This window comes from Streptomyces diastatochromogenes (assembly GCF_002242805.1).
Taxonomy (GTDB): domain Bacteria; phylum Actinomycetota; class Actinomycetes; order Streptomycetales; family Streptomycetaceae; genus Streptomyces; species Streptomyces diastatochromogenes.
In genome coordinates this window covers 70,993-96,432 of the sequence record NZ_MCGQ01000038.1, presented here as the reverse complement: position 1 = coordinate 96,432, position 25,440 = coordinate 70,993, and the positions used below count along the sequence as shown (strand labels likewise).

Annotated in this window: 19 protein-coding genes; 8 read left to right on the top strand and 11 right to left on the bottom strand. The window is 71.6% G+C overall.

Annotation, left to right across the window (positions count from 1 at the left end):
- Positions 1-4 precede the first annotated feature (4 nt).
- Positions 5-3,382: an nSTAND1 domain-containing NTPase gene (locus tag BEK98_RS35685; protein WP_094220888.1), complete on the bottom strand. Its 3,378-nt coding sequence runs from the start codon at positions 3,380-3,382 to the stop codon at positions 5-7.
- Between the two features lie 115 nt (positions 3,383-3,497).
- Between BEK98_RS35685 and BEK98_RS35680 the strand changes: the two genes are divergently transcribed.
- Positions 3,498-5,036 (top strand): glycosyltransferase family 39 protein, encoded by a 1,539-nt coding sequence (locus BEK98_RS35680; protein WP_244202114.1) that lies wholly within the window; start codon positions 3,498-3,500, stop codon positions 5,034-5,036.
- Positions 5,037-5,048: 12 nt separating this feature from the next.
- On the opposite strand, the gene BEK98_RS35675 is transcribed toward BEK98_RS35680, so the two are convergent.
- From BEK98_RS35675 to BEK98_RS35665, 3 genes are all read right to left on the bottom strand, one after another.
- Positions 5,049-5,921: a class I SAM-dependent methyltransferase gene (locus BEK98_RS35675; RefSeq protein ID WP_094220887.1), complete on the bottom strand. Its 873-nt coding sequence runs from the start codon at positions 5,919-5,921 to the stop codon at positions 5,049-5,051.
- Positions 5,922-6,108: 187 nt separating this feature from the next.
- A complete protein-coding gene (locus tag BEK98_RS35670) occupies positions 6,109-7,827 on the bottom strand; it encodes a glycoside hydrolase family 6 protein (RefSeq protein ID WP_094220886.1) in 1,719 nt (572 codons plus the stop codon).
- A 61-nt stretch (positions 7,828-7,888) separates the two neighbouring features.
- Positions 7,889-9,364: a cellulose binding domain-containing protein gene (locus BEK98_RS35665; protein WP_094220885.1), complete on the bottom strand. Its 1,476-nt coding sequence runs from the start codon at positions 9,362-9,364 to the stop codon at positions 7,889-7,891.
- A 262-nt stretch (positions 9,365-9,626) separates the two neighbouring features.
- On the opposite strand from BEK98_RS35665, the gene BEK98_RS35660 reads away from it, so the two are divergent.
- Complete coding sequence (locus BEK98_RS35660) at positions 9,627-12,542, top strand: glycoside hydrolase family 48 protein (RefSeq protein WP_094220884.1); 2,916 nt, start codon at positions 9,627-9,629, stop codon at positions 12,540-12,542.
- A gap of 96 nt (positions 12,543-12,638) precedes the next feature.
- On the top strand, positions 12,639-15,305 hold the full coding sequence (locus BEK98_RS35655) for a cellulose binding domain-containing protein (RefSeq protein WP_094220883.1): 2,667 nt from the start codon (positions 12,639-12,641) through the stop codon (positions 15,303-15,305).
- 42 nt (positions 15,306-15,347) lie between these two features.
- On the opposite strand, the gene BEK98_RS35650 is transcribed toward BEK98_RS35655, so the two are convergent.
- From BEK98_RS35650 to BEK98_RS35635, 4 genes are all read right to left on the bottom strand, one after another.
- Positions 15,348-15,725 carry a hypothetical protein gene (locus tag BEK98_RS35650; protein WP_094220882.1) on the bottom strand — a complete coding sequence of 126 codons (378 nt, stop codon included), beginning with the start codon at positions 15,723-15,725 and terminating at the stop codon, positions 15,348-15,350.
- The gene (locus BEK98_RS35645; RefSeq protein WP_341869026.1) at positions 15,722-16,270 is read right to left on the bottom strand and encodes a DUF6313 family protein; all 549 of its coding nucleotides are present in this window, start codon (positions 16,268-16,270) and stop codon (positions 15,722-15,724) included. Before BEK98_RS35645 ends, BEK98_RS35650 begins: the two co-directional genes overlap by 4 nt.
- A 302-nt stretch (positions 16,271-16,572) precedes the next feature.
- On the bottom strand, positions 16,573-18,450 hold the full coding sequence (locus tag BEK98_RS35640) for a rhamnogalacturonan lyase (RefSeq protein WP_167444336.1): 1,878 nt from the start codon (positions 18,448-18,450) through the stop codon (positions 16,573-16,575).
- A gap of 39 nt (positions 18,451-18,489) precedes the next feature.
- Complete coding sequence (locus tag BEK98_RS35635; RefSeq protein WP_094221010.1) at positions 18,490-19,440, bottom strand: helix-turn-helix transcriptional regulator; 951 nt, start codon at positions 19,438-19,440, stop codon at positions 18,490-18,492.
- Positions 19,441-19,480: 40 nt separating this feature from the next.
- On the opposite strand from BEK98_RS35635, the gene BEK98_RS35630 reads away from it, so the two are divergent.
- Both BEK98_RS35630 and BEK98_RS35625 read left to right on the top strand, forming a co-directional pair.
- A complete protein-coding gene (locus BEK98_RS35630) occupies positions 19,481-19,960 on the top strand; it encodes a hypothetical protein (protein ID WP_094220881.1) in 480 nt (159 codons plus the stop codon).
- Complete coding sequence (locus tag BEK98_RS35625; RefSeq protein WP_094220880.1) at positions 19,957-20,424, top strand: hypothetical protein; 468 nt, start codon at positions 19,957-19,959, stop codon at positions 20,422-20,424. Before BEK98_RS35630 ends, BEK98_RS35625 begins: the two co-directional genes overlap by 4 nt.
- Here the strand turns inward: BEK98_RS35625 and BEK98_RS35620 are convergent.
- The 3 genes from BEK98_RS35620 to BEK98_RS35610 are packed head-to-tail and all read right to left on the bottom strand — an operon-like array spanning position 20,402 to position 22,587.
- Complete coding sequence (locus tag BEK98_RS35620) at positions 20,402-21,151, bottom strand: class I SAM-dependent methyltransferase (protein WP_094220879.1); 750 nt, start codon at positions 21,149-21,151, stop codon at positions 20,402-20,404. The two genes, BEK98_RS35625 and BEK98_RS35620, sit on opposite strands and share 23 nt — an antisense overlap.
- A gap of 5 nt (positions 21,152-21,156) precedes the next feature.
- Positions 21,157-21,462 carry a 4a-hydroxytetrahydrobiopterin dehydratase gene (locus BEK98_RS35615; protein ID WP_094220878.1) on the bottom strand — a complete coding sequence of 102 codons (306 nt, stop codon included), beginning with the start codon at positions 21,460-21,462 and terminating at the stop codon, positions 21,157-21,159.
- 48 nt (positions 21,463-21,510) lie between these two features.
- Positions 21,511-22,587, bottom strand: a complete 1,077-nt coding sequence (locus BEK98_RS35610) for an ADP-ribosylglycohydrolase family protein (RefSeq protein WP_094220877.1) — start codon at positions 22,585-22,587, stop codon at positions 21,511-21,513.
- Positions 22,588-22,655: 68 nt separating this feature from the next.
- Here BEK98_RS35610 and BEK98_RS35605 point away from each other — a divergent pair, with 68 nt between their 5' ends.
- From BEK98_RS35605 to BEK98_RS35595, 3 genes are all read left to right on the top strand, one after another.
- Positions 22,656-23,531: a helix-turn-helix domain-containing protein gene (locus BEK98_RS35605; protein WP_094220876.1), complete on the top strand. Its 876-nt coding sequence runs from the start codon at positions 22,656-22,658 to the stop codon at positions 23,529-23,531.
- A 96-nt stretch (positions 23,532-23,627) separates the two neighbouring features.
- Positions 23,628-24,491 carry a helix-turn-helix domain-containing protein gene (locus tag BEK98_RS35600; RefSeq protein ID WP_094220875.1) on the top strand — a complete coding sequence of 288 codons (864 nt, stop codon included), beginning with the start codon at positions 23,628-23,630 and terminating at the stop codon, positions 24,489-24,491.
- Positions 24,492-24,581: 90 nt separating this feature from the next.
- Positions 24,582-25,403 carry an SAM-dependent methyltransferase gene (locus BEK98_RS35595; protein WP_094220874.1) on the top strand — a complete coding sequence of 274 codons (822 nt, stop codon included), beginning with the start codon at positions 24,582-24,584 and terminating at the stop codon, positions 25,401-25,403.
- Positions 25,404-25,440 lie beyond the last annotated feature (37 nt).

Below are 25,440 nucleotides of genomic sequence, written 5' to 3'. Positions count from 1 at the left end.
CAAGTCAAGTGCGGTCGCAGGTGGGGCTGTACGACACCGCGGGGAGGTAGCGGTGCCATTCCGCCTGGGCCAGCCCCCTTCCGGTCCGCGCACACACCGTGGCCGCGGCCCGGCGCGGCTCCAACGAGGCCGTACGGTCGGCCAGATGAGCGGTCGCGACGTGCAACTCCTCCCCGTGTTGCGGAAATCCGACCGCCAGTACGGGCCCGTCACCGACCGGCAGCCTGGCCGCCGGCAGGCGGGGAGAGGCCGTCTCCCACACCTCGACGGACCCGTCGGGCGCCCCTGCCGTGACCAGCGAGCCGTCGGCGGAGAACGCCAGCGCCGTCCGCTGCGTCGTGGAGCCGACCGTCCGCAGCACAGCGGTCCGGCGCCAGGTGCGCGCGTCCCACAGCGTGACCCGGCCCCGGAAGTCGGCGACCACGGCATACCTCCCGTCGGGGCTGAAGGCTCCCGCCACCAGCAGGTCCTCCCCTCTCACTCCGCCGACTCCCTTTCGCTGTTTGCCCGTTGAGGCGTCGACAAGCGTGCCGTCGGTGGTCAGGGCGTAACGGCCGGACGGGTCGAGGGCCATGCTGTCCTCCGTCGGCGCGGGTCCGGGCCGCACGGGCCGGCCCTCCCGGTCGAACGCGGCCCGGGTCACCGCCTTCTGCCGCCACGCACCGCCCACGAGCCCGTGCAGCGCGACGGTGCCGACGACAGCGGTACGCGTCTGCTCCGCGTAGCGCAGCACGCCGTCGGCGAGGTCCAGGCGCAGGCCCGTGAGGGACGGTGTGGCGAGGGGGACGGTCAGCAGCGGTTCGCGTGGGCCGTCGTCGACGGGGGCCGGCAGGTCCGTGCGCCACAGGGCGAGGGAGGAGTACGCCGTCCAGGTCAGCGCGTAGTCGCCGACGAACTCCACGGCGGTGCCGCCCGGCAGGGGCAGCCGGGGGCGTTCCCGACCGGTGTGGAAGTCCCAGCTCACGACCGCGTCGGAGACCACGGTCGCCACGGCCCGGCCGTCGGAGGTGAAGGTCAGCTCGTCGCCCCGGCACAGCAGGTGCTCGGTCGCCGCGGGCACCGGGACGGTCACCAGGCGCCGCTCGGCGACGTCGAGGACGCGCAGCCGCTCGCCGTAGCCGGTGCACCAGGCGATGTGGCGCTCGTCGGGGCTGAGCACCGGCAGCGGGCCGTCGCGGTCGGCCCGGTCGTAGCGGAGCAGAACGCGTTGTGTGCGGACGTCCCACAGTGTCAGCGTCGCGCGCTCGCCGGTCGGCTGTCCCCGTTGCAGGTAGGTGCGGCCGCTCGGCCCGAACGCGCCGTCGGTGTCGGTCCAGGAGCCGGTGGCGAGGCGGTGGGTGCTGCCGTTCCTCAGGTCGGCGATCACCAGGTCCTGGTGGTGCGGGCCGCGGTAGGCGATCAGCCGGCCGTCCCCGCTGACACCGCTCACACCCGCGGAGAGCCCGTCGCGTCGTACGGCACGGATGCGTCGGTGGGTGCGCACGTCCCACTGAGTCGCTCGGTCGTGCGCGACCGTCGTCAGGATCCGGCCGTCGGCACTGAGCCAGTAGGGCGCGTTGAGCGAGCGGCCGCCCTCTTCGGGCGCGGTGAAGACGTCCTGTTCGCTCTGTGCGGCGGCGCCGCGCAGGGCCTGCCGGGTCTCGGGCAGGTCGGCGGTGTGCCAGGCGGCGAGGGCGAGGCGCATGGCGGTGCGGGGGTCGGTTGCGCGCAGGGTGCCGGCGAGGGCGGCGACCCGGCGGGCTTCGGCCTCGTCGCGCTGCCGGGCGCTGACCCCGCTCTGCCGCCAGGCGACCGCGCCGGTGACCAGGGCGGCGCAGAGCAGCACCGCGAGCGCGACGATGAGCCGGCGCAGTCGGCGCGCGGCCCGGACGGCACTGCGCCGACCGCGTTCGTACGACTCGACGCTCGCCGTGAGGAAGTCGCGTTCGAGCCGGTTCAACTCCGCTTCCCGCTCGCTCTCCTGGAACATCTCGCGGGCCTCGGTGAGCCGCACCCCGCGGTACAGCGCCCCTGCGTCCCGGTCCAACTCCGCCCAGACGAGCGCTGCTTCGGTGAGGCGGCGGTGCGCCCGCAGGCGTTCGCGATCGGCGTCGATCCAGCCGCGCAGCCGGGGCCAGGCCTGCAGCAGGGCCTCGTGGGCGAGGTCGACCGTGCTGCCGTCGACGGTCAGCAGACGGGCCCGGACCAGGCGTTCGAGGACGCGGGCGGTGGTGTCGTCCGTGCCGAGTTCGGTGCGGTCGGCCGGGCGGCGGGTGTCCTCGGTGCCGTCGCCGGGGGTGACCAGGCGCAGCAGCAGGGCGCGGAGGGCGGTGGCTTCGGCCGCGGTGCAGTGGGCGTGGACGTCCTCGGCGGTGTGGGCGACCGCGCCGCGGACCCCGCCGACGGCCTCGTACGCGGCGAGGGTGAGGGTCTTGGCGGTACGGCGGCGCCAGACCTCGCGCAGGGCGTGGGCCATCAGCGGGAGTCCGCCCGGCTCGCCGGCGACGTCCGCCACGATCCGTGCGCTCAGGGCGCGTTCGACGACGAGCCGGTGCGCGGCGGCGGGCCGTACGACCGCCTCGCGCAGCTGCCGGCCGGTCATCGGGCCGAGTAAGAGCGTGGAGTCGCGCAGCCCGTGGGCCAGTTCGGCGTGGTCGGCGCAGCGGCCGTAGAAGTCGGCGCGCACGGCCAGGACGACGCGGAGCCGGGAGGCGGGGTCGAGCGCGGTGAGCAGCCGGCCGAGGAACAGCTCGCGTTCGGCCGGGTCCGGGCAGAGGGCGAAGACCTCCTCGAACTGGTCGACGACGAGGACGGTGTCGCCGGGTCCGTCGTGCGGGGTGAACAGGGCCTCGTGAGTGCGGGCCGGGTGGGAGCCCGGGGTGAGGACACGGATGGCGGCCGGCCGCTCCACGGGGTCGGTTCGTTCGCTCAGTTCAGGGATGAGTCCGGCCCGGAGCAGGGACGACTTGCCGCTGCCGGAGGCTCCGACGACCGCGCAGACGCGGGTGCGGCGGGTGTGGGCGGCGAGTTCGGCGATCAGGTCGTCGCGGCCGTGAAAGTGGTCCCGGTCCGCGGTGTCGAACCGGGCGAGCCCCGGATAGGGGCTGTCGGCCTCCTCGTCGGGGGCCGGAGTGGCGGCGGCCTCGGCGACCGCCGTGTGCCAGCGGCGCTCCCACTCCTCGGGGTCGCCGCCGCACGCGGTGACGAAGGCGCGCAGGACAGGCAGGGTGGGCAGCCGTTCCCCGGCGGCCGCGGCGGACAGGGTGGGACCGGAGTAGCCGGCCCGCGCCGCCATGGCGCGGTAGGTCGGGGTGCCCGCCTCGTCGCGCAGCTTGCGCAGCTCGTACGCGAGCCGCTGCGCCACCCCCGCCGCCGGATCCAGCGCTTTCTCCCGGCGCCCCATGCAACGCCTCCCCCGTCGACCGTGACCGTCCTCCACGTTAACAACGCCCGTACGGCGATTGATTGGTGAGCCGGACGGGGGCTGCCCATCAATCGTCCGGCGCCTGAACTCGTCGGTGCACGTCGGCGCGGAACCCCCTCGCGGGGCCGCGCCTCCCCGACACGCACCGGAGTCCGTCATCGCCACCGTCCAGAGCCCCAGGACCGCGCGCCCGCCCGCTCCGCCGGCCGTCCCGCGCCCGACCGGTCCGGTCCCCGTACTCGTCGTACTCGTCCCCGTCCTGCTGTCGCTCGCCCTCGGTCTGTGGGGTGTCCGGCGGGGCGGAAGCCTGTGGCGGGACGAGGTGGTGACGTACGACATGGCGCGGCGCCCGCTGCCGGACCTGGGCCGGGCCCTGGAGCACGCCGACGCGGTGCACGGCCTGTACTACCTGCTGATGCACGGCCTGTTCCGCGCGTTCGGGGCAGCCGATCCGCTGCTGGTGCTGCGGCTGCCGTCGGTGCTGGCGACCGCGGTGGCGGCCGGGCTGCTCGCCCTGCTCGGGCTGCGGCTTGCGGGACCGGGGGCGGGATTGCTCGCCGGGGTGGTGTTCGGGATGCTGCCGCCGGTGCAGCGGTATGCGCAGGAAGGCAGATCGTATGCGGTCGTCTGCATGCTGGTGGTCTGGGCGTCCTGCCTGTTGGTCCGCGCGGTGCGGCTGGGGACCGGCCGGGCCTGGGCCGGCTACGCCGGCGTCCTGCTGGGCGCCTGTCTGCTGCACGAGTTCGCCGTACTGGCCCTGCTCGCACACGCCGTGGCCGTCCCCCGTGCGGTCCGGCGCGAGTGGGCACTCGCCGCGGGCGCGGTGATCGTCGGCATCACGCCGTTGACTGTATGCAGTATGCGCCAAACCGAGCAGGTCGCCTGGATCGGCGGCCCGGGGAGCGGGGCGCTGCTGGGCCTCACCGGGGTCACCCTGCTCGGTGCGGGCTGCGCCGCGCTGCTGCCGGGGCAGCGCACGCCCGGCCGGACGGTGGGCCCGGTCGCCCTCGCCCTGCCGCTGTGCGCGCTGCCCGGGCCGCTGCTGATGCTGGTGTCCCTGGTCAAGCCGCTGTACGTGGACCGGTACGTGCTGTACGGCCAGGCGGGAACCGCGCTGCTGGTCGGCGCGGCCCTGGACCGGCTGCTGCGGGCCGGCGGCAGACTCCGGGCCGGAGCGGTGCTGGCCGCCTTGGCCGCGGTGGCCGCGCTGCTGCCCGTCACCCTGTACTTGCGCACCCCGGACAGTCGCCTCGACAACGTCACCGCCGTCGCCACCGCCGTCCGCTCGGCGGGCGAGGGGGCCGACGGGGTGCTGTACCTGCCCGGCCGGCGCCGGGTGTGGTCGCTGGTCGACCCGCAGGCGGTACACGGTCTGCGCGACCTCGCCCTGGAGCGAGCCCCGCGGGACTCCGGCACGTTGTACGGCACGGAGGCCGGGCCGTCCGTCATCCGCCCCCGGCTGCTCGCCGCCCGGCGGATCGTCGTCCTGCGCGATCCGGCCGGACAGCCGCTGGGCCCGGACCCGCGGGAGGCGGTGAAGCGGCGGGTGCTCTCCGCGGCCTTCAAGGAGTGCGGGACCCGGACGGTCCGCGGGGCCCGGGTGAGCGTGTACGCCCGGCCGGGGCGGTGCTGAGCGCGGCGCCGGCTAGACGGGGCGTACCGCCGTGTGGACCGTGTACGCGCCCAGGACGAACACGTCCGGCCTGCGGTGCACGCTCGCCGGGTCGGCCGGGTCGAGCAGGCGGTCCAGGGTGGCCAGGTCCTCGGCGTCCAGGCTCTCGCCGATCTCTTGGCGGAACCGGGACAGGATGGCGGCGACATAGGTGCGGGCCCGGTCGGTCGCCGGGGCGGGCAGGTCGAGCAGGAAGCTGCGGGTGCGGGTGTGCTTCAGGCCGACGGAGGTCAGCAGGGCCGGCCAGTCCTCGGTCACCGCGACCGAGCCGGGCAGGTCGGCGCGCATCCGCGCGAACCACTCCGCCTGCACCACGTCCAGCCGCTCCTGCAGTCCGGGGCGTCCGATGCCGATGTCCCGGGGCAGGAAGCGGGAGGGGAGGCCGCCTTCGAGCAGGGCCAGGGTGCCGCCGGGGGCGAGCCGGGCGGCGAACGCGGTGAGCGCGGCCCGCTGGTCGCCGAGGTGGTGCAGGCTGCGGCTGGCCCACAGCAGGTCGGCCGGGTAGTCCAACTCGCCCAGCACGCCTGGAAGTTCACCCGCGAGGATGTCGAAGCGGTCCGCCACGCCCTGCCGTACGGCGCGGTCGCGGGCGCGCTCCAGCAGCGGCTCGGTGCTGTCGACGGCCACGACCCGCGCCCCGGGGAAGGTCTCGGCGAACAGGCAGGCGACGACCCCGGGGCCGCTGCCCGCGTCGACGATCAGCCCCGGCTCGGTCACCTCCTTCCCGAGCCAGGCCATCACACGCTCGTAGACGGGGGTGAACAGCTCCGCCTGGGCCTCGAGGTGCGGGCCCATCTCGGCCCAGTCGACGTCGGTGGGTCCGTGCTCGTGGTGGTGGTGCGCCATGGTGGTCAGCCTCTCGTCCTGGTGCGGTCAGCGTGCGCCGACGCACCGCGCGCGGGCCAGTCCTGTTGCCGGGACGGCAAAAAACCGGGTGCACACCGACCTGCGGACCAGAGAGCGTGCGCTGGAGTTCGCGATCCGCCGGGGCCCGTCCCTGGAGGACCGGCCCCGGCGGGGTGTCACCGTGTCGTCAGGGCAGCGGCGGGTACGCGTTCTGCATCAGCTGCTGGAACTGGGCGGAGAACCAGTGTCCGGACAGCGGGGCGTTCGGCAGGGCGCCGGACATGTTGTTGTTGTTGCGCGCGTTGCCCGTGTACGTCGGGTCGCACATGCGGTCGAAGCCCTTGCCCTCGTCGTTCGCGATGGCGCTGCTGGAGCCGTCGGACTCGCCCGGGGGCTTCATCCAGACGTAGGCGTCGATCCCGGCGGCCGGGCTGGCCTGGGGGCGTTCGCCGAGGCCGGCGCCGGACTGGTTGCACCAGTTGCCGACGTGGATGCGGCGGTCGTAGCGGCCGCCGTCGACGTAGGTGTCCACGCTGGTCTTCGGGCCGGGTCCGGTCGGGCGGGCGGTGCCGCCCCAGCCGTTGCGGGAGGTGTCGATCAGCATGCCGATGTTCGAGTTGAAGCCGACCGAGACCAGCTGGTTGCGGAAGGCCTGGGCGAAGGACAGCTCGTCGGCGTACCGGTTCCAGTCGACCCACTTGGACTGGCGTACCGAGGTGCCGTTGACGCTGTCGTTGATGGTGAAGTTGTCCTCCTTCAGGGCGCTGTAGTTGGCCGTGTTGGTGATGAAGCCCTGGACGTCGTCCACGGTCGCACCCTCGCTGGTGGCGGCCTGCTTGAACACGTTGGCGGCCGCGCCGAAGTTGTCGTCCCAGCCGAGCCAGCCGTGGTGGCCGGCGTCGAGGTAGTTGTAGACGTTGGGGATGGCGCCGAGCTTGGCGAGGGCGTAGCCGACGCCCTTCACGTAGTTGCCGTTGGCGAGCATGGTGTCGCAGTTGGCGGTGGCGGTGGCGCGGCTGCCGGTGTTGGTGACGAGGTTGGGCAGCGAGTCGATCTCGATGGTGGTGACGATCCTGAGGGAGGCGTACTTCGGGTCGGACAGGATCGTCGCGATCGGGTCGATGAACTGCGTCTTGTACTTGTCGATCTCGGTGGGGCCGAGTTCACCGTTGGAGGCCAGTGCCGCGCAGTCCCGGCCCGGCAGGTCGTAGACGACCAGCTGAACGACTTCTTCGCCGCTGCCCTTCTGGGCGAGGGCAGCGTCCAGGTGGGCGCGCAGCCCCATGCCTCCGCCCGCACCGTTGATCGCGGCGATGCGGTCCAGCCAGACGCCGGTGGGCTGGTTGGAGACGCGGCTGCCGCCCGGTTCGGCGGCGGCCTTCGCCGACCACTCCGGGTTCACGTACACCTTGGCGCCCGTGTAGGGGTTGTCGACGCGGGTGCCGGTGCCGCCCCCGCCGCCTCCTCCGCCCCCGCCGCCGCTGCCGCCGTCGTCGACGTTGCAGGTGACGCCGTCGAGGGTGAACGTGGTGGGTACGGCGTTGGTGCCGCTGTAGGAGCCGTTGAAGCCGAAGCTGACCGAACCGCCGGTCGCCAGCGTGCCGTTGTAGGTCTCGTTGCCGGCGGTGACGGCGGTGCCGCTCTGGGTGAGCTTCGTGTTCCAGTAGCTGGTGACCTTCTGGTTCCCGGCGTACGACCACTTCAGCGACCAACTCGACTTGGCGGCCGCGTTGTTGGTGATGGTCACGGCGGCGGTGAAGCCGGTGTCCCACTGGTTCTGCACCTTGTAGTCGACGGTGCAGGGGATGGAGGTGGCGGCGCCGGCCGGTGCGGCGGTGAGCGCCGCACCGGAGGCCCCGGCGACCAGCACCAGGGCGGCGAGCAGTGAGGTTCTGGTACGACTCATGAGTGCGGGTTTCCTTCTTCCGTGAGGCTTCCGTGAGGCTTCCGAGAGTCCTGTGCGGGGCTTACGGGTTGAGGGCGCGCAGATGGTCACGCAGCCCGATGCCGTACGCGGTGGGTGTCCCGTCGTAGGCGGAGATCAGGGACGGGCCGGAGGAGCAGTCCCAGGTGTTCCAGGTCCAGCCGAGGTAGGACAGGCCCCGGTCGTCGAACCACTTCATGACCTGGTCGACGAACCCGTGCGAGCAGGTGTTCTCGCCGATCTCCCCGGCGACCAGCGGTACTTGGGCCGCGACGGGGGCGAGCGTGGAGTTCCAGCAGCTCTCGCTCGCGCAGGTGTTGAAGTTGTAGACGTGGTAGGCGGCGGCGAGATTGCCCGTCGGGTCGGTGGGCTTGTACGTCAGCCACTGGCTCAGGTCGTTCGAGTACGCGAGCCCGCCGGCCATGATGACGTTCTTCGCCCCGGCGCCGCGGATACTGTCGACAAGATCCTGCACACCGGCGACCTCGTACGAGATCCCGGGGCAGGTGCCGCCGTCCCGCCAGCACTTCCAGGCGTCCGTCGTGCTGGAGGTCGCCCGGTCCGGATAGGGCTCGTTGAACAGGTCGAACACGGCCGCCGGGTCGTCCTTGAAGGTGCCGGCCACCGACGCCCAGAAGGACGGTGCGTACTGCAGGTCGGGCATCGGCTTCTGGCAGGTGGCGTGTACGTCGGAGCAGCCGGCCGAGTTGCCGGTGTACTGGCCGTAGGACCAGTGCATTTCGAGGATCGGCGTCATGCCGTGCGCCTCGACGCGGGCCACCAGCTCCTTCACGGCGTTGATGTAGTTCGTGCCGCCGTACTCGGGCTTGATGTTGGAAAGGCCCAGCCAGCACTCCTCGTTGAGCGGGATGCGGACGGCGTTGGCCTTCCAGTCGGCGATCGCCTTGATCGCCGCGTCGTCCACCGGGCCGTCCCAGATGCCGTAACCCTGCACGCACATGAACTCGCCGCCGGAGCGGTTCACGCCGAGCAGGCGGTGGGTCTTGCCGGCCGCGTCCACGAGCTTGGTGCCCGAGACGTGCAGGGCGGGCGCGGTGCCGGTGGACGGGGGCGGATCGGTCGGCGGGGGTGTCGTCGGGTCGGAATCCACGTTGCACGTGGTGCCGTTGAGCTTGAACGTCGTCGGTACGGCGTTGCTCCCCGACCAGGAGCCGAGGAACCCGGCGCTGACGCTCGCGCCGGAGCCGAGGGAGCCGTTCCAGCTTTCGTTGGCGGCCGTCACGGTCGTACCGGACTGGGACCACTTGGCGTTCCAGCCCTGGGTGACCTTCTGGCCGCCCGCGAAGTCGAAGGTGAGCTGCCAACTGCTCAGCGCGGACCGGTTGTTGGTGATCTTCACGGATCCCTGGAAGCCGGTGTCCCACTGGCTGGTGACGGCGTACTCCACCGTGCAGGCGGGCGTGGCTCCCTGGGCCGTGACCACCGGGACGACCACGCTCCCGAGGAGCGCGACCGCACCGGCGACGGCTAAAAGTACTGAACGCGGGGGGTGTCGCATGAGCGACTCCTTGCAGCTTGGCGCGTCGTGACGGACGCGTCGACTGAACGGAATCGCTCCCACTGGTGCGAAGGAAGGTAGCGCCAAGTGGCTTGAATGCCCATACGCGGCGCTTGACTTTTCCTCAACCGGATCCGTCGAATCTTTTCGACTCTTCAAGCACCTTGACCGTCCTCACCCCCATCCTCACTATGGGAGCGCTCCCACTGGTTCAAGCCTTGACTTCTTCCCGAGCCGCAAGCCCGCAAGGAGGAACCAGCACATGGATCCCGGACGCAGACGCAGAGCCGTGCGGCGGTGGTGGACCGCCGCACTGGCCGCGCTCGCCCTGCCCCTGACGATGCTCGCCACCGGCACGACCGCCGCGCAGGCGGCGACCGTTCAGTGCAGCGTCGACTACAAGACGAACGACTGGGGTTCCGGCTTCACGGCCGACCTCACGATCACCAACCGCGGCACGGCCGCGATCGACGGCTGGACCCTGACCTACGGCTACACGGGCAACCAGAAGCTGACGAACGGCTGGAACGGCACCTGGTCCCAGTCCGGCCAGACCGTCACCGTGCAGAACGCCTCGTACAACGGCACGATCGCCGCCGGAGCCGCGGTCTCCACGGGGGCGCAGTTCACCTACAGCGGCGCCAACACCGCCCCCGCCTCCTTCGCGGTCAACGGCACCACCTGCGCCGGCGCGCACCAGCCGCCGGTCACCGTGCTGACCAGCCCCGGCGCGGGCGCGGTCTACACGCAGGGGGACGCGGTGCCGCTCGCGGCGACCGCGGCGGCGGCCGACAACGCGACGATCAGCAAGGTGGAGTTCTACGACGACACCACGCTGCTGGGCACCGACACGAGCGCGCCGTACTCGCTCTCGGTCTCCAGCTTGGCCGTGGGCAGTCATTCGCTGGTAGCGAAGGCGTACGACAGCCTCGGCGCCTCCGCCGAGTCCACACCGGTCGGCATCACGGTCGCCTCGGGACCGGCCGTCGTGGCGACGCCGGCCCAGCTGGGCATCCAGCAGGGCAGGACGGGCTCGTTCTCGGTGAAGCTGTCGACGCAGCCGAGCGCCAGTGTGACGGTGAGCGTGGCCCGCACGGACGGCAACACGGGGCTGTCCGTCACCGGAGGCTCCTCGCTGACCTTCACCCCGTCGAACTGGAGCACCGCGCAGCCGGTGACCATCACGGCCGACGCCTCCGGCACCGGGAGCGCCACCTTCACCGCCTCGGCGACCGGCCACACCAAGGCCACGGTCACGGTGACCGAGCTGGCGGCGACGAAGGCGTACGACGCCCGCTTCCTGGACCTGTACGGGAAGATCACCAACCCGGCGAACGGCTACTTCTCCCCCGAGGGCATCCCCTACCACTCGGTGGAGACGCTGATCGTCGAGGCCCCGGACCAGGGCCACGAGACCACGTCGGAGGCGTACAGCTACCTTCTCTGGCTGCAGGCCATGTACGGCAAGGTCACCGGTGACTGGTCGAAGTTCAACGGCGCGTGGGACCTCATGGAGAAGTACATGATCCCGACCCACGCCGACCAGCCGACCAACTCCTTCTACAACGCCTCGAAGCCGGCGACGTACGCGCCGGAGCTGGACACGCCGAACGAGTATCCGGCGAAGCTGGACACGTCGGTGTCGGTCGGATCGGATCCGATCGCCGGCGAGCTGAAGTCGGCCTACGGCACGGACGACGTCTACGGCATGCACTGGATCCAGGACGTCGACAACGTCTACGGCTACGGCAACGAGCCCGGCAAGTGCGAGGCGGGGCCGACGGCCACCGGGCCGTCGTACATCAACACCTTCCAGCGCGGTCCGCAGGAGTCGGTCTGGGAGACCGTCCCGCAGCCGACCTGCGACGCCTTCAAGTACGGCGGCACCAACGGCTACCTGGACCTGTTCACCGGCGACTCCTCCTACGCCAAGCAGTGGAAGTACACGGACGCCCCGGACGCGGACGCGCGCGCGGTGCAGGCCGCGTACTGGGCGGACGTGTGGGCGAAGGGACAGGGCAAGGGCGGTGACGTGTCCGCGACGGTCGCCAAGGCCGCGAAGATGGGCGACTACCTGCGGTACGCGATGTACGACAAGTACTTCAAGAAGATCGGCAACTGTGTGGGGGCCTCGTCCTGCCCGGCCGGCACCGGCAAGGACGCCTCGCACTACCTGCTGTCCTGGTACTACGCCTGGGGCGGCGCCACCGACACCAGCGCCGGCTGGGCCTGGCGCATCGGCTCCAGCCATGTCCACGGCGGCTACCAGAACCCCCTTGCGGCGTACGCGCTCAGCTCCTACGCCGACCTGAAGCCGAAGTCGGCGACCGGCGCCGCCGACTGGGGCAAGTCGCTGCAGCGGCAGCTGGAGTTCTACCAGTGGCTGCAGTCGTCCGAGGGCGCGATCGCGGGCGGCGCGACCAACAGCTGGCAGGGCCGGTACGCCACCCCGCCCGCGGGCACGCCGACGTTCTACGGCATGTACTACGACTGGCAGCCCGTCTACCACGACCCGCCCTCCAACCAGTGGTTCGGGTTCCAGGCCTGGTCGATGGAGCGGGTCGCCGAGTACTACCAGCAGACCGGGAACGCCACCGCGAAGGCGGTCCTCGACAAGTGGGTGAAGTGGGCGCTGTCCAAGACCACGATCAACCCGGACGGCACCTACCGGATCCCCTCCACCCTCCAGTGGTCGGGCCAGCCCGACACCTGGAACGCGTCGAGCCCCGGCGGCAACAGCGGACTGCACGTCACGGTCGCCGACTACACGAACGACGTCGGCGTGACGGCCGCCTACGCCAAGACGCTCACCTACTACGCCGCCAAGTCCGGTGACGCGACGGCGAAGTCGACGGCGAAGGCGCTGCTGGACGGCATGTGGGCCAACTACCAGGACAGCCTCGGCATCGCGGTCCCCGAGACCCGCAGCGACTACAGCAGGTTCGGGGACAGCGTGTACGTGCCGAGCGGCTGGAGCGGCACGATGCCGAACGGCGACGCGATCAACTCGTCCTCGACGTTCTCCTCGATCCGGTCCCTCTACAAGAACGACCCGGCCTGGTCGAAGATCGAGGCCTACCTCAAGGGCGGCGCCGCGCCCGTGTTCACGTACCACCGCTTCTGGGCCGAGGCGGACATCGCCCTGGCCATGGGCTCGTACGCGGAGCTACTCGAATAAACCCCCGCTGAGGCTCCGTGTACCGCGACGGGCGGTCCCCACCCGCACTGGGGGCCGCCCGGTCGTCGCGCGTTCCCCTCGAGGAAGGACCCCACCGTGCGAAGAACCCGCATCCTCACCGCCGTGCTGGCGCTGGCCGCCGGTCTGCTCGTCGGCACTCCGCCCGCACTGGCCACCTCCACCGCCAAGGTGACCCTCGCCGCCGACACGTACACCTGGAAGAACGCCCGGATCGACGGCGGCGGCTTCGTCCCCGGGATCGTGTTCAACCGGTCCGAGAAGAACCTGATCTACGCCCGTACCGACATCGGCGGCGCCTACCGCTGGCAGGAGGCGTCGAAGACCTGGACCCCGCTGCTGGACCCGGTCGGCTGGAACGACTGGGGCCACACCGGAGTCGTCAGCCTGGCCTCGGACTCCGCCGACCCGAACAAGGTGTACGCGGCGGTCGGCACGTACACCAACAGCTGGGACCCCGGGAACGGCGCGGTGCTGCGCTCCGCCGACCGGGGCGCGAGCTGGCAGAAGACGGATCTGCCGTTCAAGCTGGGCGGCAACATGCCCGGCCGGGGCATGGGCGAGCGCCTCGCGATCGACCCGAACAAGGACAGCGTGCTGTATCTGGGGGCGCCCAGCGGCAAGGGCCTGTGGCGGTCGACGGACTCCGGGGTGACCTGGTCGCAGGTGACCGGCTTCCCCGATCCGGGCAACTACCAGCAGGATCCGAGCGATTCGACCGGGTACGCCAGCGACAACCAGGGGATCGTCTGGGTCACGTTCGACGAGTCGACGGGGACGTCGGGCAGCGCGACGAAGACGATCTACGTCGGGGTCGCCGACAAGGACAACGCGGTGTACCGGTCGACGGACGCGGGCGCGACCTGGCAGCGGGTGGCCGGCCAGCCCACCGGCTATCTGCCGCACAGGGGCGTACTGGATGCGAAGAACGGGATTCTGTACATCGCATACAGTGACAAGGGTGGCCCGTACGACGGCGGCAAGGGCCAGCTGTGGCGGTACGCGACCGCGACCGGCACCTGGACCAACATCAGCCCGGTGGCGGAGGCCGACACCTACTACGGCTTCAGCGGCCTGACGGTCGACCGTCAGCACCCGTCCACCCTCATGGCGACCGCGTACAGTTCCTGGTGGCCGGACACCCAGATCTTCCGCTCGACGGACAGCGGCGCGACCTGGACCAAGGCCTGGGACTACTCCTCGTACCCCAACCGCTCGAACCGCTACACGGTCGACGTCTCCACCTCCCCCTGGCTCACGTTCGGCGCGAACCCGTCCCCGCCCGAACAGACCCCGAAACTGGGCTGGATGACGGAGTCCCTGGAGATCGACCCGTTCAACTCCTCCCGCATGATGTACGGGACGGGCGCCACGCTCTACGGCACCGAGAACCTGGACAACTGGGACAGCGGCGGCCAGTTCACGGTCAAGCCGATGGTGCAGGGCCTGGAGGAGACCGCGGTCAACGACCTGGCCGCTCCCCCGTCCGGCGGCGCCCAGCTCTTCAGCGCCCTCGGCGACATCGGCGGCTTCCGCCACACGGACCTCACCAAGGTCCCGTCGATGATGTACACCTCCCCCACCTTCACCACGACCACCAGCCTGGACTTCGCCGAGACCAACCCGAACACGGTGGTCCGCGTCGGCAACCTGGACTCCGGCCCGCACATCGCGTTCTCGACGGACAACGGCGCCAACTGGTTCGCGGGGACGGACCCTTCGGGCGTCTCGGGCGGCGGCACGGTGGCGGCGGCCGCGGACGGCAGCCGCTTCGTGTGGAGCCCGGCGGGTACGGGCGTGCAGTACACCACCGGCTTCGGCTCGTCCTGGTCGGCGTCGAGCGGCATCCCGTCCGGCGCGGTCGTCGAGTCGGACCGGGTCGACCCGAAGACCTTCTACGGCTTCAAGTCCGGCAAGTTCTACGTGAGTACGGACGGCGGGGCGACCTTCACGGCGTCCTCCGCGACCGGTCTCCCCAGCGGCGGCAGCGTGCGCTTCAAGGCGCTGCCCGGCACGAAGGGTGACGTGTGGCTGGCGGGCGGTGCGACCGACGGGGCGTACGGCTTGTGGCACTCCACGGACAGCGGCGCGAGCTTCACCAAGCTCGGGGGCGTCGACCAGGCCGACACCATCGGCTTCGGCAAGGCGGCGAGCGGGGCGTCGTACCAGACCCTCTACTCCAGCGCGAAGATCGGTGGCGTACGCGGGATCTTCCGCTCCACCGACAAGGGCGCGACCTGGACCCGCATCAACGACGATGCCCACCAGTGGGGTTGGACGGGCGCGGCGATCACGGGCGACCCGCGGGTGTACGGCCGCGTGTACGTCTCGACCAACGGCCGGGGGGTCATCTACGGCGACACCTCCGACACCGGCGGCGGTGACGGCGGGGGTGGCGGCACCGACCCGACACCGACGCCCACCGGCGCCTGCATGGTGACGTACAAGATCACGAACCAGTGGTCGGGCGGCTTCCAGGCGGACGTGCAGCTCGCCAACACCGGCTCAACCGCCTGGACCGGCTGGTCACTCGGCTGGTCCTTCGCCGACGGCCAGAAGATCACGCAGCTGTGGAACGCCGACTACACCCAGTCGGGCACGGCGGTGACCGCGAAGAACCTGAACTGGAACGCCAACGTGGCGGCCGGCTCGTCCGTGAGCTTCGGGTTCACCGGGAGCTGGACGGGGTCGAACCCGAAACCGACGTCGTTCAGGCTGGGTGACCAGACCTGCACGGTGGCCTGACCGACTGTCCGTGTGCAACGGGCGCCGTTGCACACGGGCCGGTCAACCGGCGCTGGGCTGGGGGCCGCCGGGGTCCCGTCGTCGGGTGGTCCCGTCGTCGGGGTCGGGTGGCCGTCTCCGGAAGGGGTACTCGTCTTCGGCCTGATCAGGACGGGACCAGGTACGGTATGGGGCCGCCTGGGGCCGGCGCCGCTCGGGCTCTGCGGGACGATACTCCCCCGGCTGGAAGTCACTCAGGAACATGAGGTCTTCCAGCATCCGCTCGGACAGCTCAGGCGTGATGTGCTCGGCCGCGCCCTCCGCCCCCCAGCGCAGCAAGTGCTCCGCAGCCCTGGCCAGGGCGTCGACCGACGCGCCGGGAAAGGCGAGGGCAAGGGACGCCCGCACGATTTCGACCGCGTCCTCGGATCGCACCGTCATCGCCGCCTTTCACACACGATGCACTGACCCACGCGTGCGGTCACCGCCAGCGCGAGACGGGCCGTCCCCTGAGCCTGCCGAAGGCACTCGTGACGGTCCAGGTGGGCGTACTGCTGCGTGGAGACCATGTCCCTGATGAAGACCTCCCAGTGGTCCTGGGCTCGGTCCCAGTCGTTCCGGTGGGCGACGCGCACCCACATGTCGACAAAATACTGCTGGGCGACGGGACCGTGGAAGTACCGCCGCAGGTCGTCGATCAGCCCCGGAGGCCGGATACGCTGCCCCAGCTTTCGCTGCCGGAACAGCGTCTCCGTGGAGATCGACTTGGCGCTGCTGATACGGGTGGCGATCACATGACCTGCGAACCCACCGATGATGGCAGGCACCAGAAGCCAACCGATCAGGGACGCGGTCCACAGAAGTGCGCCATGCGGCGGATCGATGAGGGCGAAGGTCTTGTAGACCCTGCTGGGGGATGCGGACCGAGCGGCGTAGAAGTACAGAAGTCCCGCCCCGACCGCCATGGGCACGCCCCAGTCGATCACCCACTGGGTGACACCCTTCAGGGCCTTCCTCGAACGCCAGACACGTCGTATCCGTCGGAACGTGCCGAACTTGGCAGGCGCCAGTTTCAGATCCAGCGGCACCGGAATGGGACCTATAGGCAAGTAACTCCCCCGACAAAACGTGCAGTTGTCGTGCCCGGCAGGCCTGGCACGACGAGTCGCCGAGGCTGATTGTGCATCACGCGACGCGCGACCGGCCACCGGTTCCGTTCATGTGCCCCGCCCCGCACGACTCGTGAGCGGTGGGTGCGCGCCCCTCTCGGGCCCGCACCCACCGTCGTTCACGGCGTGTACACCGCCGGCCGCGGCGCCGTCGCCATCCCGTCCCCGATGAAGAAGCTCGGGTGCGGCGGCTGGTTATAAGCCGTATTTTGCCAGGCCAGGGCCGTGCGGTACTGGGTGTCGTGGAGGAGGGTCGTGATGCGTGTGGTGGTGTCGTACGGGGTGGAGTAGATGCGCAGGGCCGTGTTGTCGGACGTCGGCCAGACGACCTCCTCGCGCCAGTCGCCGAGGATGTCGCCGGACAGCGACGGGGTCGCCTTGGTGCCGTTGTTTGAGTGAACGGAGGCGCCGGTCAGCAGTCGGGTGTCGGACGACGTGCCGTACTTGTCGATGTGGGTGCCGTCGAGGAGTTCGCGTACCGGGTCGCCGTCCCACCAGGACAGGAAGTTGGTGCTGGACGGTTTGCGGCTCGCGACCACCGTGCCCTTCGGGTCGCGGATGCCGCTCTCGGCCGACGACCAGGACTCGGCGCCCGCGCTGCCCGCCCAGATGTCCCCGGACACGCCCCGGCCGTTGTCGCCGTTGGGGGCGGTGGACCACAGGACCTGGCCGGTCTTCGCGTCGGCCATCCAGGAGGACGGTTTCGAGGAGTCCTCGTCGACCTTGAACTCCTCCAGGCCGGGCCGGGACGGGTCCAGGTCGCCCACGTGCAGGGCGTCGCCGTGGCCGTTCTTCGTGGTCCACAGGGCGTTGCCGTTGTCGTCCACGGCCATCGAGCCGTACACGATCTCGTCCCTGCCGTCGCCGTCGACGTCGGCCACGGACAGCTGGTGGTTGCCCTGGCTGTCGTAGCCCTTGCCGCTGTTGGTGGAGGAGTTGGTGTCGAAGGTCCAGCGGCGCGTGAAGGAGCCGCCCCGCCAGTCCCAGGCCGCGATCACCGTACGGGTGTAGTAGCCGCGGGCCATGACGAGCGACGGGCGGGAGCCGTCCAGGTATGCCGTCCCGGCCAGGAAGCGGTCGACGCGGTTGCCGTAGGAGTCGCCCCAGGAGGAGACCGTGCCACGCGCGGGGACGTAGTCGACGGTCTGCATCGCCTTGCCCGTCTGCCCGTTGAACATGGTCAGGTATTCGGGGCCGGAGAGGATGTAGCCGCTGGAGTTGCGGTGGTCGGCGGACGCGCTGCCGATCACCGCGCCCGTGCCGTCGACCGTGCCGTCGGCCGTCTTCATGGCGACCTCGGCCTTGCCGTCGCCGTCGTAGTCGTACACCTGGAACTGCGTGTAGTGCGCGCCGGAGCGGATGTTGCGGCCCAGGTCGATGCGCCACAGGCGGGTGCCGTCGAGCTTGACGCCGTCCAGGTAGGTGTCGCCGGTGTAGCCGGACTGGGAGTTGTCCTTGGCGTTGGTCGGCTGCCATTTCAGGACGAAGTCCAGCTGTCCGTCGCCGTCGAGGTCGCCGACGGAGGCGTCGTTGGCCTCGTAGGTGTACGACGCCCCGTCGGGGGTGGTGCCGCCTGCGGGTGGGCTGATCGGTACGTCCTTGTAGCCGGTGCGGAACTGGATGGCGTGGACGGAGTCGGGCTGCTCGGCGCCGTTCACGATCGCGCGGACCGTGTAGTCGGCCTGGGCGGGGGCGCCGACGTGGAAGAAGGTCGTGGAGCCGGTGACCGGGGCCGAGTTGACCTTCGTACCGGCGCGGTAGACGTTGAAGGAGACGTTGTCGGGGTCGGTGCCGAGCCAGCGCCAGCTGACCAGGTTGCCGCTGTCGGTGTGGACGCTGACCACGCCCCGGTCGAGCTTCTCGACCTGGCGGGCGGTGGCGGCTTCGGCGGTACCGGTGGTGGTCACTGCGGTGAGGCCGGCGGCGACCAGGGCCGCGGCCGTTGTCACTGCCGAGAGGAGGGCTCGGCGTCTGCGGTGCCTGTGCGGGTGCTGCACGTGACGAACCTCCAGAGAGGACGGACGGGTTCCGCCCACTCAGTCGCCGCCGCTCCGAGTCGAGTTGCCGTACATTCCGGCCAGTTCGGCCACGGTGCGGGCGATGCTCGCGCGCAGTTCAGGCGGTTGGAGCACCTCGATGTCAGCGCCCAGGCGCAGAAACTCGCCATGGGCGTGGTCGACGGACTCGATGGGGACCCTGGCAAGGGTCCAACCGTCGTCGTCCGTACGTGCGTCGACCGCCCTCGACAGCGTCACACCCGGCGCCAGCCGGACCACCGCCTCGGCGCGGTACAGCCGGTCGCGGAAGTCGCGCTGGTACGCCGTCCAGTAGGCGGCCAGGTCGAAGTCGTCGGGGCGGGTGAACTCCTCCTCCGAGGGCGCGAGTTCGAGGATCTGGTCGACGCGGAAGGTGCGCGGCCCGGGGCCTGCGACGACGTACCAGCGGCCCGCTTTCAGGACCAGTCCGTACGGTTCCAGGCGGCGCTCGACGTCAGTGGGTTCGCGCCAGCGCCGGTAGACGACGTGCAGGACCCGGCTCGTCCACACCGCGTCGGCCACCGCCGGCAGATGAGGCGTCGCCTCGGCGTCCGCGTACCAGCCGGGTGCGTCCAGGTGGAAGCGGCCGCTGATCCGGTCGGCGTGGCCGCGGAGTTCGGGCGGCAGGGCGGCGCGGACCTTCAGCTGGGCGGCGGCCAGGAACGGGCCGAGTCCGAGGTCGGCGGCGGGGCCGGGGGCGCCGGCCAGGAACAGGGCCTCGGCCTCGGCGGCGGTGAGACCCGTCAGTCGGGTGCGGTAGCCGTCGAGGAGGCGGTAGCCGCCCGCGTGGCCCGCGTCGCCGTACAGCGGGACGCCTGCCGCGCTCAGCGCCTCGACATCGCGGTAGACGGTGCGCACGGAGACCTCCAGTTCCTCGGCGAGCTGGGCGGCGGTCATCCGGCCCCGGGTCTGGAGCAGGAGCAGGATCGAGACGAGACGGCTGGACTTCACTGCCACAGGGTGTCAGTGAAGCGGGCCTAGCGTCGCGTTCATGGCCTTCCGAGAGAAACTGCTGACCGTGCCGCCGCCGATCGAGGTGGCCGGACGGCATGTCAAGCGCTACCACGTCACCGCCGACCCGGCGGGCATCGCGCCCGAGGTGGAGCGGGCGGCGTACGCGATCCTGCCCGAGCTGCTGCCGGAGCCGGACGGCACTCCGCCGGCGACGTTCGTGGTGCTGCACCGCGGCGGCGACGACGGCGCCTACCTCAACGCGTACAGCTGGGTGTGGGACAACGTGCTGCACTTCCGGGGAGCCGCGGCCGGCCAGCCGGTGCTCGGCTGCCCGGACCGCGATCCCGCGCACTTCGTCCGGCCGGACCTGCCGTGGATCGGCTGCGTCTGGGAGCTGCCGCCGATCCGGCACGAACGGGACGCCTGGGTACGGCACCTGCTGACCCCCGAAGTCCCGGATCTGGAGGCCTACTTGACCGACAGCCTGCCCGAGGGAACCACAGGAGACCACGCATGAGCAGCCCGCACGACTTCGACTTCTTCCACGGCGCGTGGCAGGTCCTCAACCGCCGCCGCACCGACTTCCTGGACCCCGGCAGCGACTGGGAGGAGTTCCCGGCCACGAGCCGCTGCCGGCCGCTGTTCGACGGCGCCGCGAACATCGACGAGATCGACATGCCCCACCTGGGCGCCAAGGGGCTCACGCTGCGGCTCTTCGACCATGAGACCGGACAGTGGTCCCTGAACTGGTCGGCCAGCCGCAGCGGCAAGCTCTTCCCGCCCGTGACCGGCCGCTTCGAGGGCGACCGCGGCGAGTTCTACGGCGACGACGCGTACCGCGGCAAGGACGTGCGGGTGCGGTTCGTCTGGTCGGGGGTCTCGCCGACCGCCGCCCGCTGGGAGCAGGCGTTCTCGGTGGACGGCGAGAGGACGTGGGTGACCAACTGGACGATGGACTTCAGGCGGCCGCCGGCTTCCTGAAGGCGCGCACGCGGAAGACGGGGTCGGGGCGCGGGCGGTCCTGGTGGGGGAGGCGGGCCAGGTCTTCGGCGAACGTCTCGATGCGCGGATCGCCGGGCTGCAGCGCGGTGAACCAGCCGCGCCGCAGGTCGGCGATGGTGGAGCGGGGGCTGCGGCCCTGGCCGAGGCCGGGGAAGGAGGCCTGTCCGGCCGGTTGCAGGCGGTGCTCGGCCGCGTGGGCCGTGACGGCTTCGGCGGCGTCCTGGGCGGGGCGGCGGGGGCGCGGGGCCAGGACGGTGTCGATGTCGCTGCCGACGTCGTGCGCGGCGGCCTTGTCGACGGTGGTGACGTAGACCCCGCCGGGCCGCAGCACGCGGGCGCACTCGGCGACGACGGCGCGGACGTCGGCGGGGTCGGAGAGCAGGTGCAGCAGCCAGATGCTGGTGACTGCGTCGAAGGTGGCGTCGGCGAAGGGCAGCCGGCGGCTGTCGGCCAGCAGGACCGCGCCGGGCAGGCGGGCCGCGGCCATGCGGGCCATGCCGGGGGCGAGGTCCGCGCCCGTCACCCGCAGCCCGGGGCGGGAGGCGGCCAGGCGCCGGGTGACGATGCCGGTGCCGCAGGCGACGTCGAGGAGGCGGCCCTGCCGGTCGGGGATCAGGCCGAGGACGGCTTCCGTGGCGGCTTCGGCGCGCGGCTCGCCGCCGCGGGACGCGTCGTAGGCGTCGGCTTCCTTGTCGTAGTTCAGCACGCCCCTCAGTGTGGTCCGTGACCTGGGGCGATGTCCTCCACCCTGCGGGCGAGCGCGAAGTCCTTCTCGGTGATGGCGCCGCCCGCGCTGTGGGTGTTCACGCTGAGGGAGACGGTGTTGTAGCCGAGGGTCAGGTCGGAGTGGTGGTCCAGTTCGTCCTGGATGCGTGCGATGTGGACGACCAGCGCCGTGGCCGCGAAGTGCGAGCCGAGCCGGTAGGTGCGGGTGAGGCGGTCGCCGTCCACCGACCAGCCGGGCAGCTCGGCCAGCCGGTCCTCGATCTCCTTCTGCGACAGCGGTTCGACGGCCATCACCGGTCTCCCTTCGGGGCGGGTTGGTACGCGTTCAGCCTGCCACGGTCAGCCCCGTACGCGCTCCGCCGCGAGGTCGTCCGCCAGTGCGGCGATACGGGCGCGCCCCTCCACCCGCTCGACCCAGGCGTGCGGCAGGCCGACGTCGCCGTGCCGGGCGCCGAGCAGGTTGCCGCAGATCGAACCGGTGGAGTCGCTGTCACCCGAGTGGTTGACGGACAGCAGCAGGGCGTCCTTGACGCGGGGCTCGGCCAGGGCGCAGTAGACGCCGATGGCGAGGGCTTCCTCGGCGACCCAGCCCGCGCCGAGGGACTCGGCCTTCTCCGCGGTCGGCGACCCGTCCGCGGCCAGGTCGAGGGCCTCGCGCAGGGCGGCCGAGGTCTCCTCGTGGCCGGGGTGCCGACCCAGCAGCCGCAGGGTGCTCAGCACCGCGCCCTCCAGGGAGTCCCCGGCGACGAGGTGGGCCACGATCGCGGCCAGGGCGCCCGCCGCGTAGTAGCCGGTGGGGTGGCCGTGGGTGATCTGGGCGCCGCGGGCGGCCATGGCGAAGGCCGCGCCGGCGGGGTTGACGAGCCCGAAGGGGGCCGAGCGCATCACCGCGCCGCAGCCCTTGGAGTCCGGGTTGATCTCCCCCGGCCTGCCGTCGAGCGGGAGCTGGGGGTCGGGGTGGTACATCTGGGCGACCCCGGACAGGCAGGCGTTGCCGGGGGCGCGGCGGGCATACAGCCAGGCCTCGGCGAGCAGGCCTGCGCCGTGCGGCGGTTCGGCCTCCTCGGGGCCCGGCTTCGACTGGGTCTGGAGCCAGCGCTCGTACGCCTGACGCAGCAGCAGGGACCAGCCTCCGCCGATCCCCTTCTCCCGCTCCCGGGCCTGGGCCTGGACGAGGGCCTCGACGGTGAACAGGGTCATCTGCGTGTCGTCGCTGATCCGGCCGACCATCCCGTGCCCGCCGGGGACCAGGCCGGTGACCCCGCGCTCGCCGTGCAGGGAGCGGATCCGGTCGAGGGAGGCGAACTCGACGGGATAGCCGAGGGCGTCGCCGACGGCTCCGCCGAGCAGACAGCCGCGGACCCGGGACCGGTACACCGCCGCGGCTTCCCAGGACTGCTGCCACGGCTGGTTCATGCGGGTGCTCCTCAACTCCGGTGCCCGGTTGCGGTCGTCGGACGCACACCTCGACTACGGTCGTCCGTATGACCATTGTCGCGACCGGCCTCCACGCATCCGCCGCCACCCCCGCCGACAGGACCGACAAGGCCAACAGGGCAGACAGAGCCGATAAAGCCGACAAGGGCGTGGGCCCGCTGCTGCGCGCCTGGCGGGAGCGGCGCAGGATCTCGCAGCTGGAGCTGGCGCTGCGCGCCGACTCCTCCGCCCGGCACATCAGTTTCATCGAGACCGGCCGCTCCCGGCCCAGCGAGGAGATGGTGCTGCGGCTGGCCGAGCACCTGGACGTGCCGGTGCGCGAGCGCAACGCCCTGCTGCTGGCGGCCGGTTACGCCCCGCACTACCCGGAGACCCCGCTGGACGACCCGGCGCTGGACGCGCTGCGCGACGGCATGGAGCGCCTGATCCAGGGGTACGAGCCGTATCCGGCGCTGGTGGTCGACGCCGGGTACACCGTGGTGGCCGCCAACCGGGGCATCACGATGCTGCTGGAGGGCGTCCCCGAGAAGCTGATGACGCCGGCGCCGAACGCGATGCGGCTGACCCTGCACCCGGAGGGGCTCGCCCCGCGCATCCGCAACCTGCGGGAGTGGCGCGGGCATCTGCTGGCGCAGATGGAGCGGGAGATCGCCCTGCACCGCTCGGACCAACTGCGTGCCCTGTACGAGGAGGTGGCCGCCTACCCGGTGCCCGAGGACGCGCCCGGCGTCGAACCGGCCGAGCCGGTGCCGTACTTCGCGCTGCCGATGCAGATCGAGCACGACGGCCGGATCCTGTCGTTCGTGTCGTCGATCTCCACCTTCAACACGCCCATGGACGTCACGGTCGCCGAGCTCGCCATCGAGACGTTCCTACCCGCGGACCCGGCGACCACCAAGTACCTGCACATGCTGGCCGGTTGACGAACCCGCCCGAGCCGACTCTCTTCGACCGCCTGTGCGAGACGGCGTCGCATGGCAGACTGCGCGCATACTTCGGCGCGTAGGGGAGGGCGTGGCGTGAGTGAGCGGCGGGCCGCGCCCACCGTGGGCCAGGTGGTGCTCGGCAAGCGGTTGCAGGAGCTGCGGGAGGCGGCCGGCCTCAGCCGCGAGGAGGCCGCCCGGGTGCTCCGGGTGGCGTCGGCGACCGTACGGCGGATGGAGATGGCCGAGGTCGCGCTGAAGATCCCGTACGTGCAGGTGCTGCTGACCACCTACGGGGTGCCCGAGGAGGAGTCGGCCGCGTTCGTGCGGCTGGCCGAGGAGGCGAACCAGCCCGGCTGGTGGCAGCGGTTCCACGACGTGCTGCCCGACTGGTTCAGCCTGTATGTGAGCCTGGAGGGCGCCGCCCGGATCATCCGCTCCTACGAGCCGCACTTCGTGCCCGGTCTGTTGCAGACCGAGGAGTACGCGCGCGAGGTGATGGAGGCCGGGACGATAGGGCAGACCGGCCCGGAGACGGTCGAGCGGCATGTGTCGCTGCGCATGGAGCGGCAGCGGCTGCTGGAGCGGGACGATCCGCCCCATCTGTGGGTGATCATGGACGAGACGGTGCTGCGGCGCCCGGTGAGCATCCGGCCCGAGGTGATGCGCGACCAGCTGGACCGGCTGCTGGAGTACGCCGAGCGGGACCGGGTCACGCTTCAGCTCGCCGAGTTCGCGGCCGGCCCGCACCCGGGGACGTACGCCCCGTTCACGCTGTTCCGGTTCGCCGAGCCGGAGCTCCCGGACATGGTGTTCACCGAGTACCTGACCGGCGCCCTGTACCTGGACTCCCGGCAGGAGGTCTCGGCGCATCTGGAGGTGCTGGACCACATGACGGCCCGGGCCGCCTCCGCGCAGCGCACGATGAAGCTGCTGCGGGAGTACCGCGGGAGCCTCTGACCCCCGGTGAGACCTCCGACAACCCGATGACCCCTGACCGCCAGGTGAGACCTCCGACCGCCCCGTGACCAGCCGAGGAGCACACACCGCATGACCGGACCCGACGCCGCGCCGCCCACCGCGATCGACACCAGCAGGCCGCACCCGGCACGGGTGTACGACTGGTGGCTGGGCGGCAAGGACAACTACCCGGTGGACGAGGAGCTGGCCCGGAAGATCCTGGCCGCGGACGGCACGGCGGTGCGCGGGGCGCGTGCCAACCGCCGGTTCATGCACCGCGCCGTGCGGGCGGCGGCCGGGGCGGGGATACGGCAGTTCCTGGACATCGGCACCGGCATCCCCACCGAGCCCAACCTGCACCAGGTGGCGCAGGAGGCGGCCCCGGAGTCCAGGGTGGTGTACGCGGACAACGACCCGATCGTGCTGCGGCACGCCGAGGCGCTGCTGCGCGGCTCCGCCGAGGGCCGCACGGAGTACCTGCACGCCGATGCCCGGGACCCCGAGACGATCCTCGCGCGGGCCGGGGAGAGCCTCGACCTCGGCCGGCCGGTGGCGCTGTCCCTGGTCGCACTGACCCACTACCTGGGCGACGGGGCCGATGCCGACGACGACGTGTACGGCCTGGTCGAGCGCTATGTCGCGCGGCTCGCGCCGGGCAGCTTCCTGATCCTGTCCCAGGTCACGCAGGACCTCAGCCCGGACGGGGTGGCCCGGGCCGCCGAGCTGTTCCGCAGGAGCGGCACGCCCTTCCACCCGCGCACGCTGCCCGAGTTCCGGCGGTTCTTCGACGGCCTGGAACTCCTCGGTCCGGGGGTGATCCCCGTGCACGGGTGGCGTCCGGAGCCGGAGGACGTGGCGGCCCAGGCGGAGGGTGTCGTGCCCGTGTACGCGGGGGTGGCGCGCAAGCCCTGACCCGGACGGGTGCCCGCCCGCGCCCGGTGACCCGTAC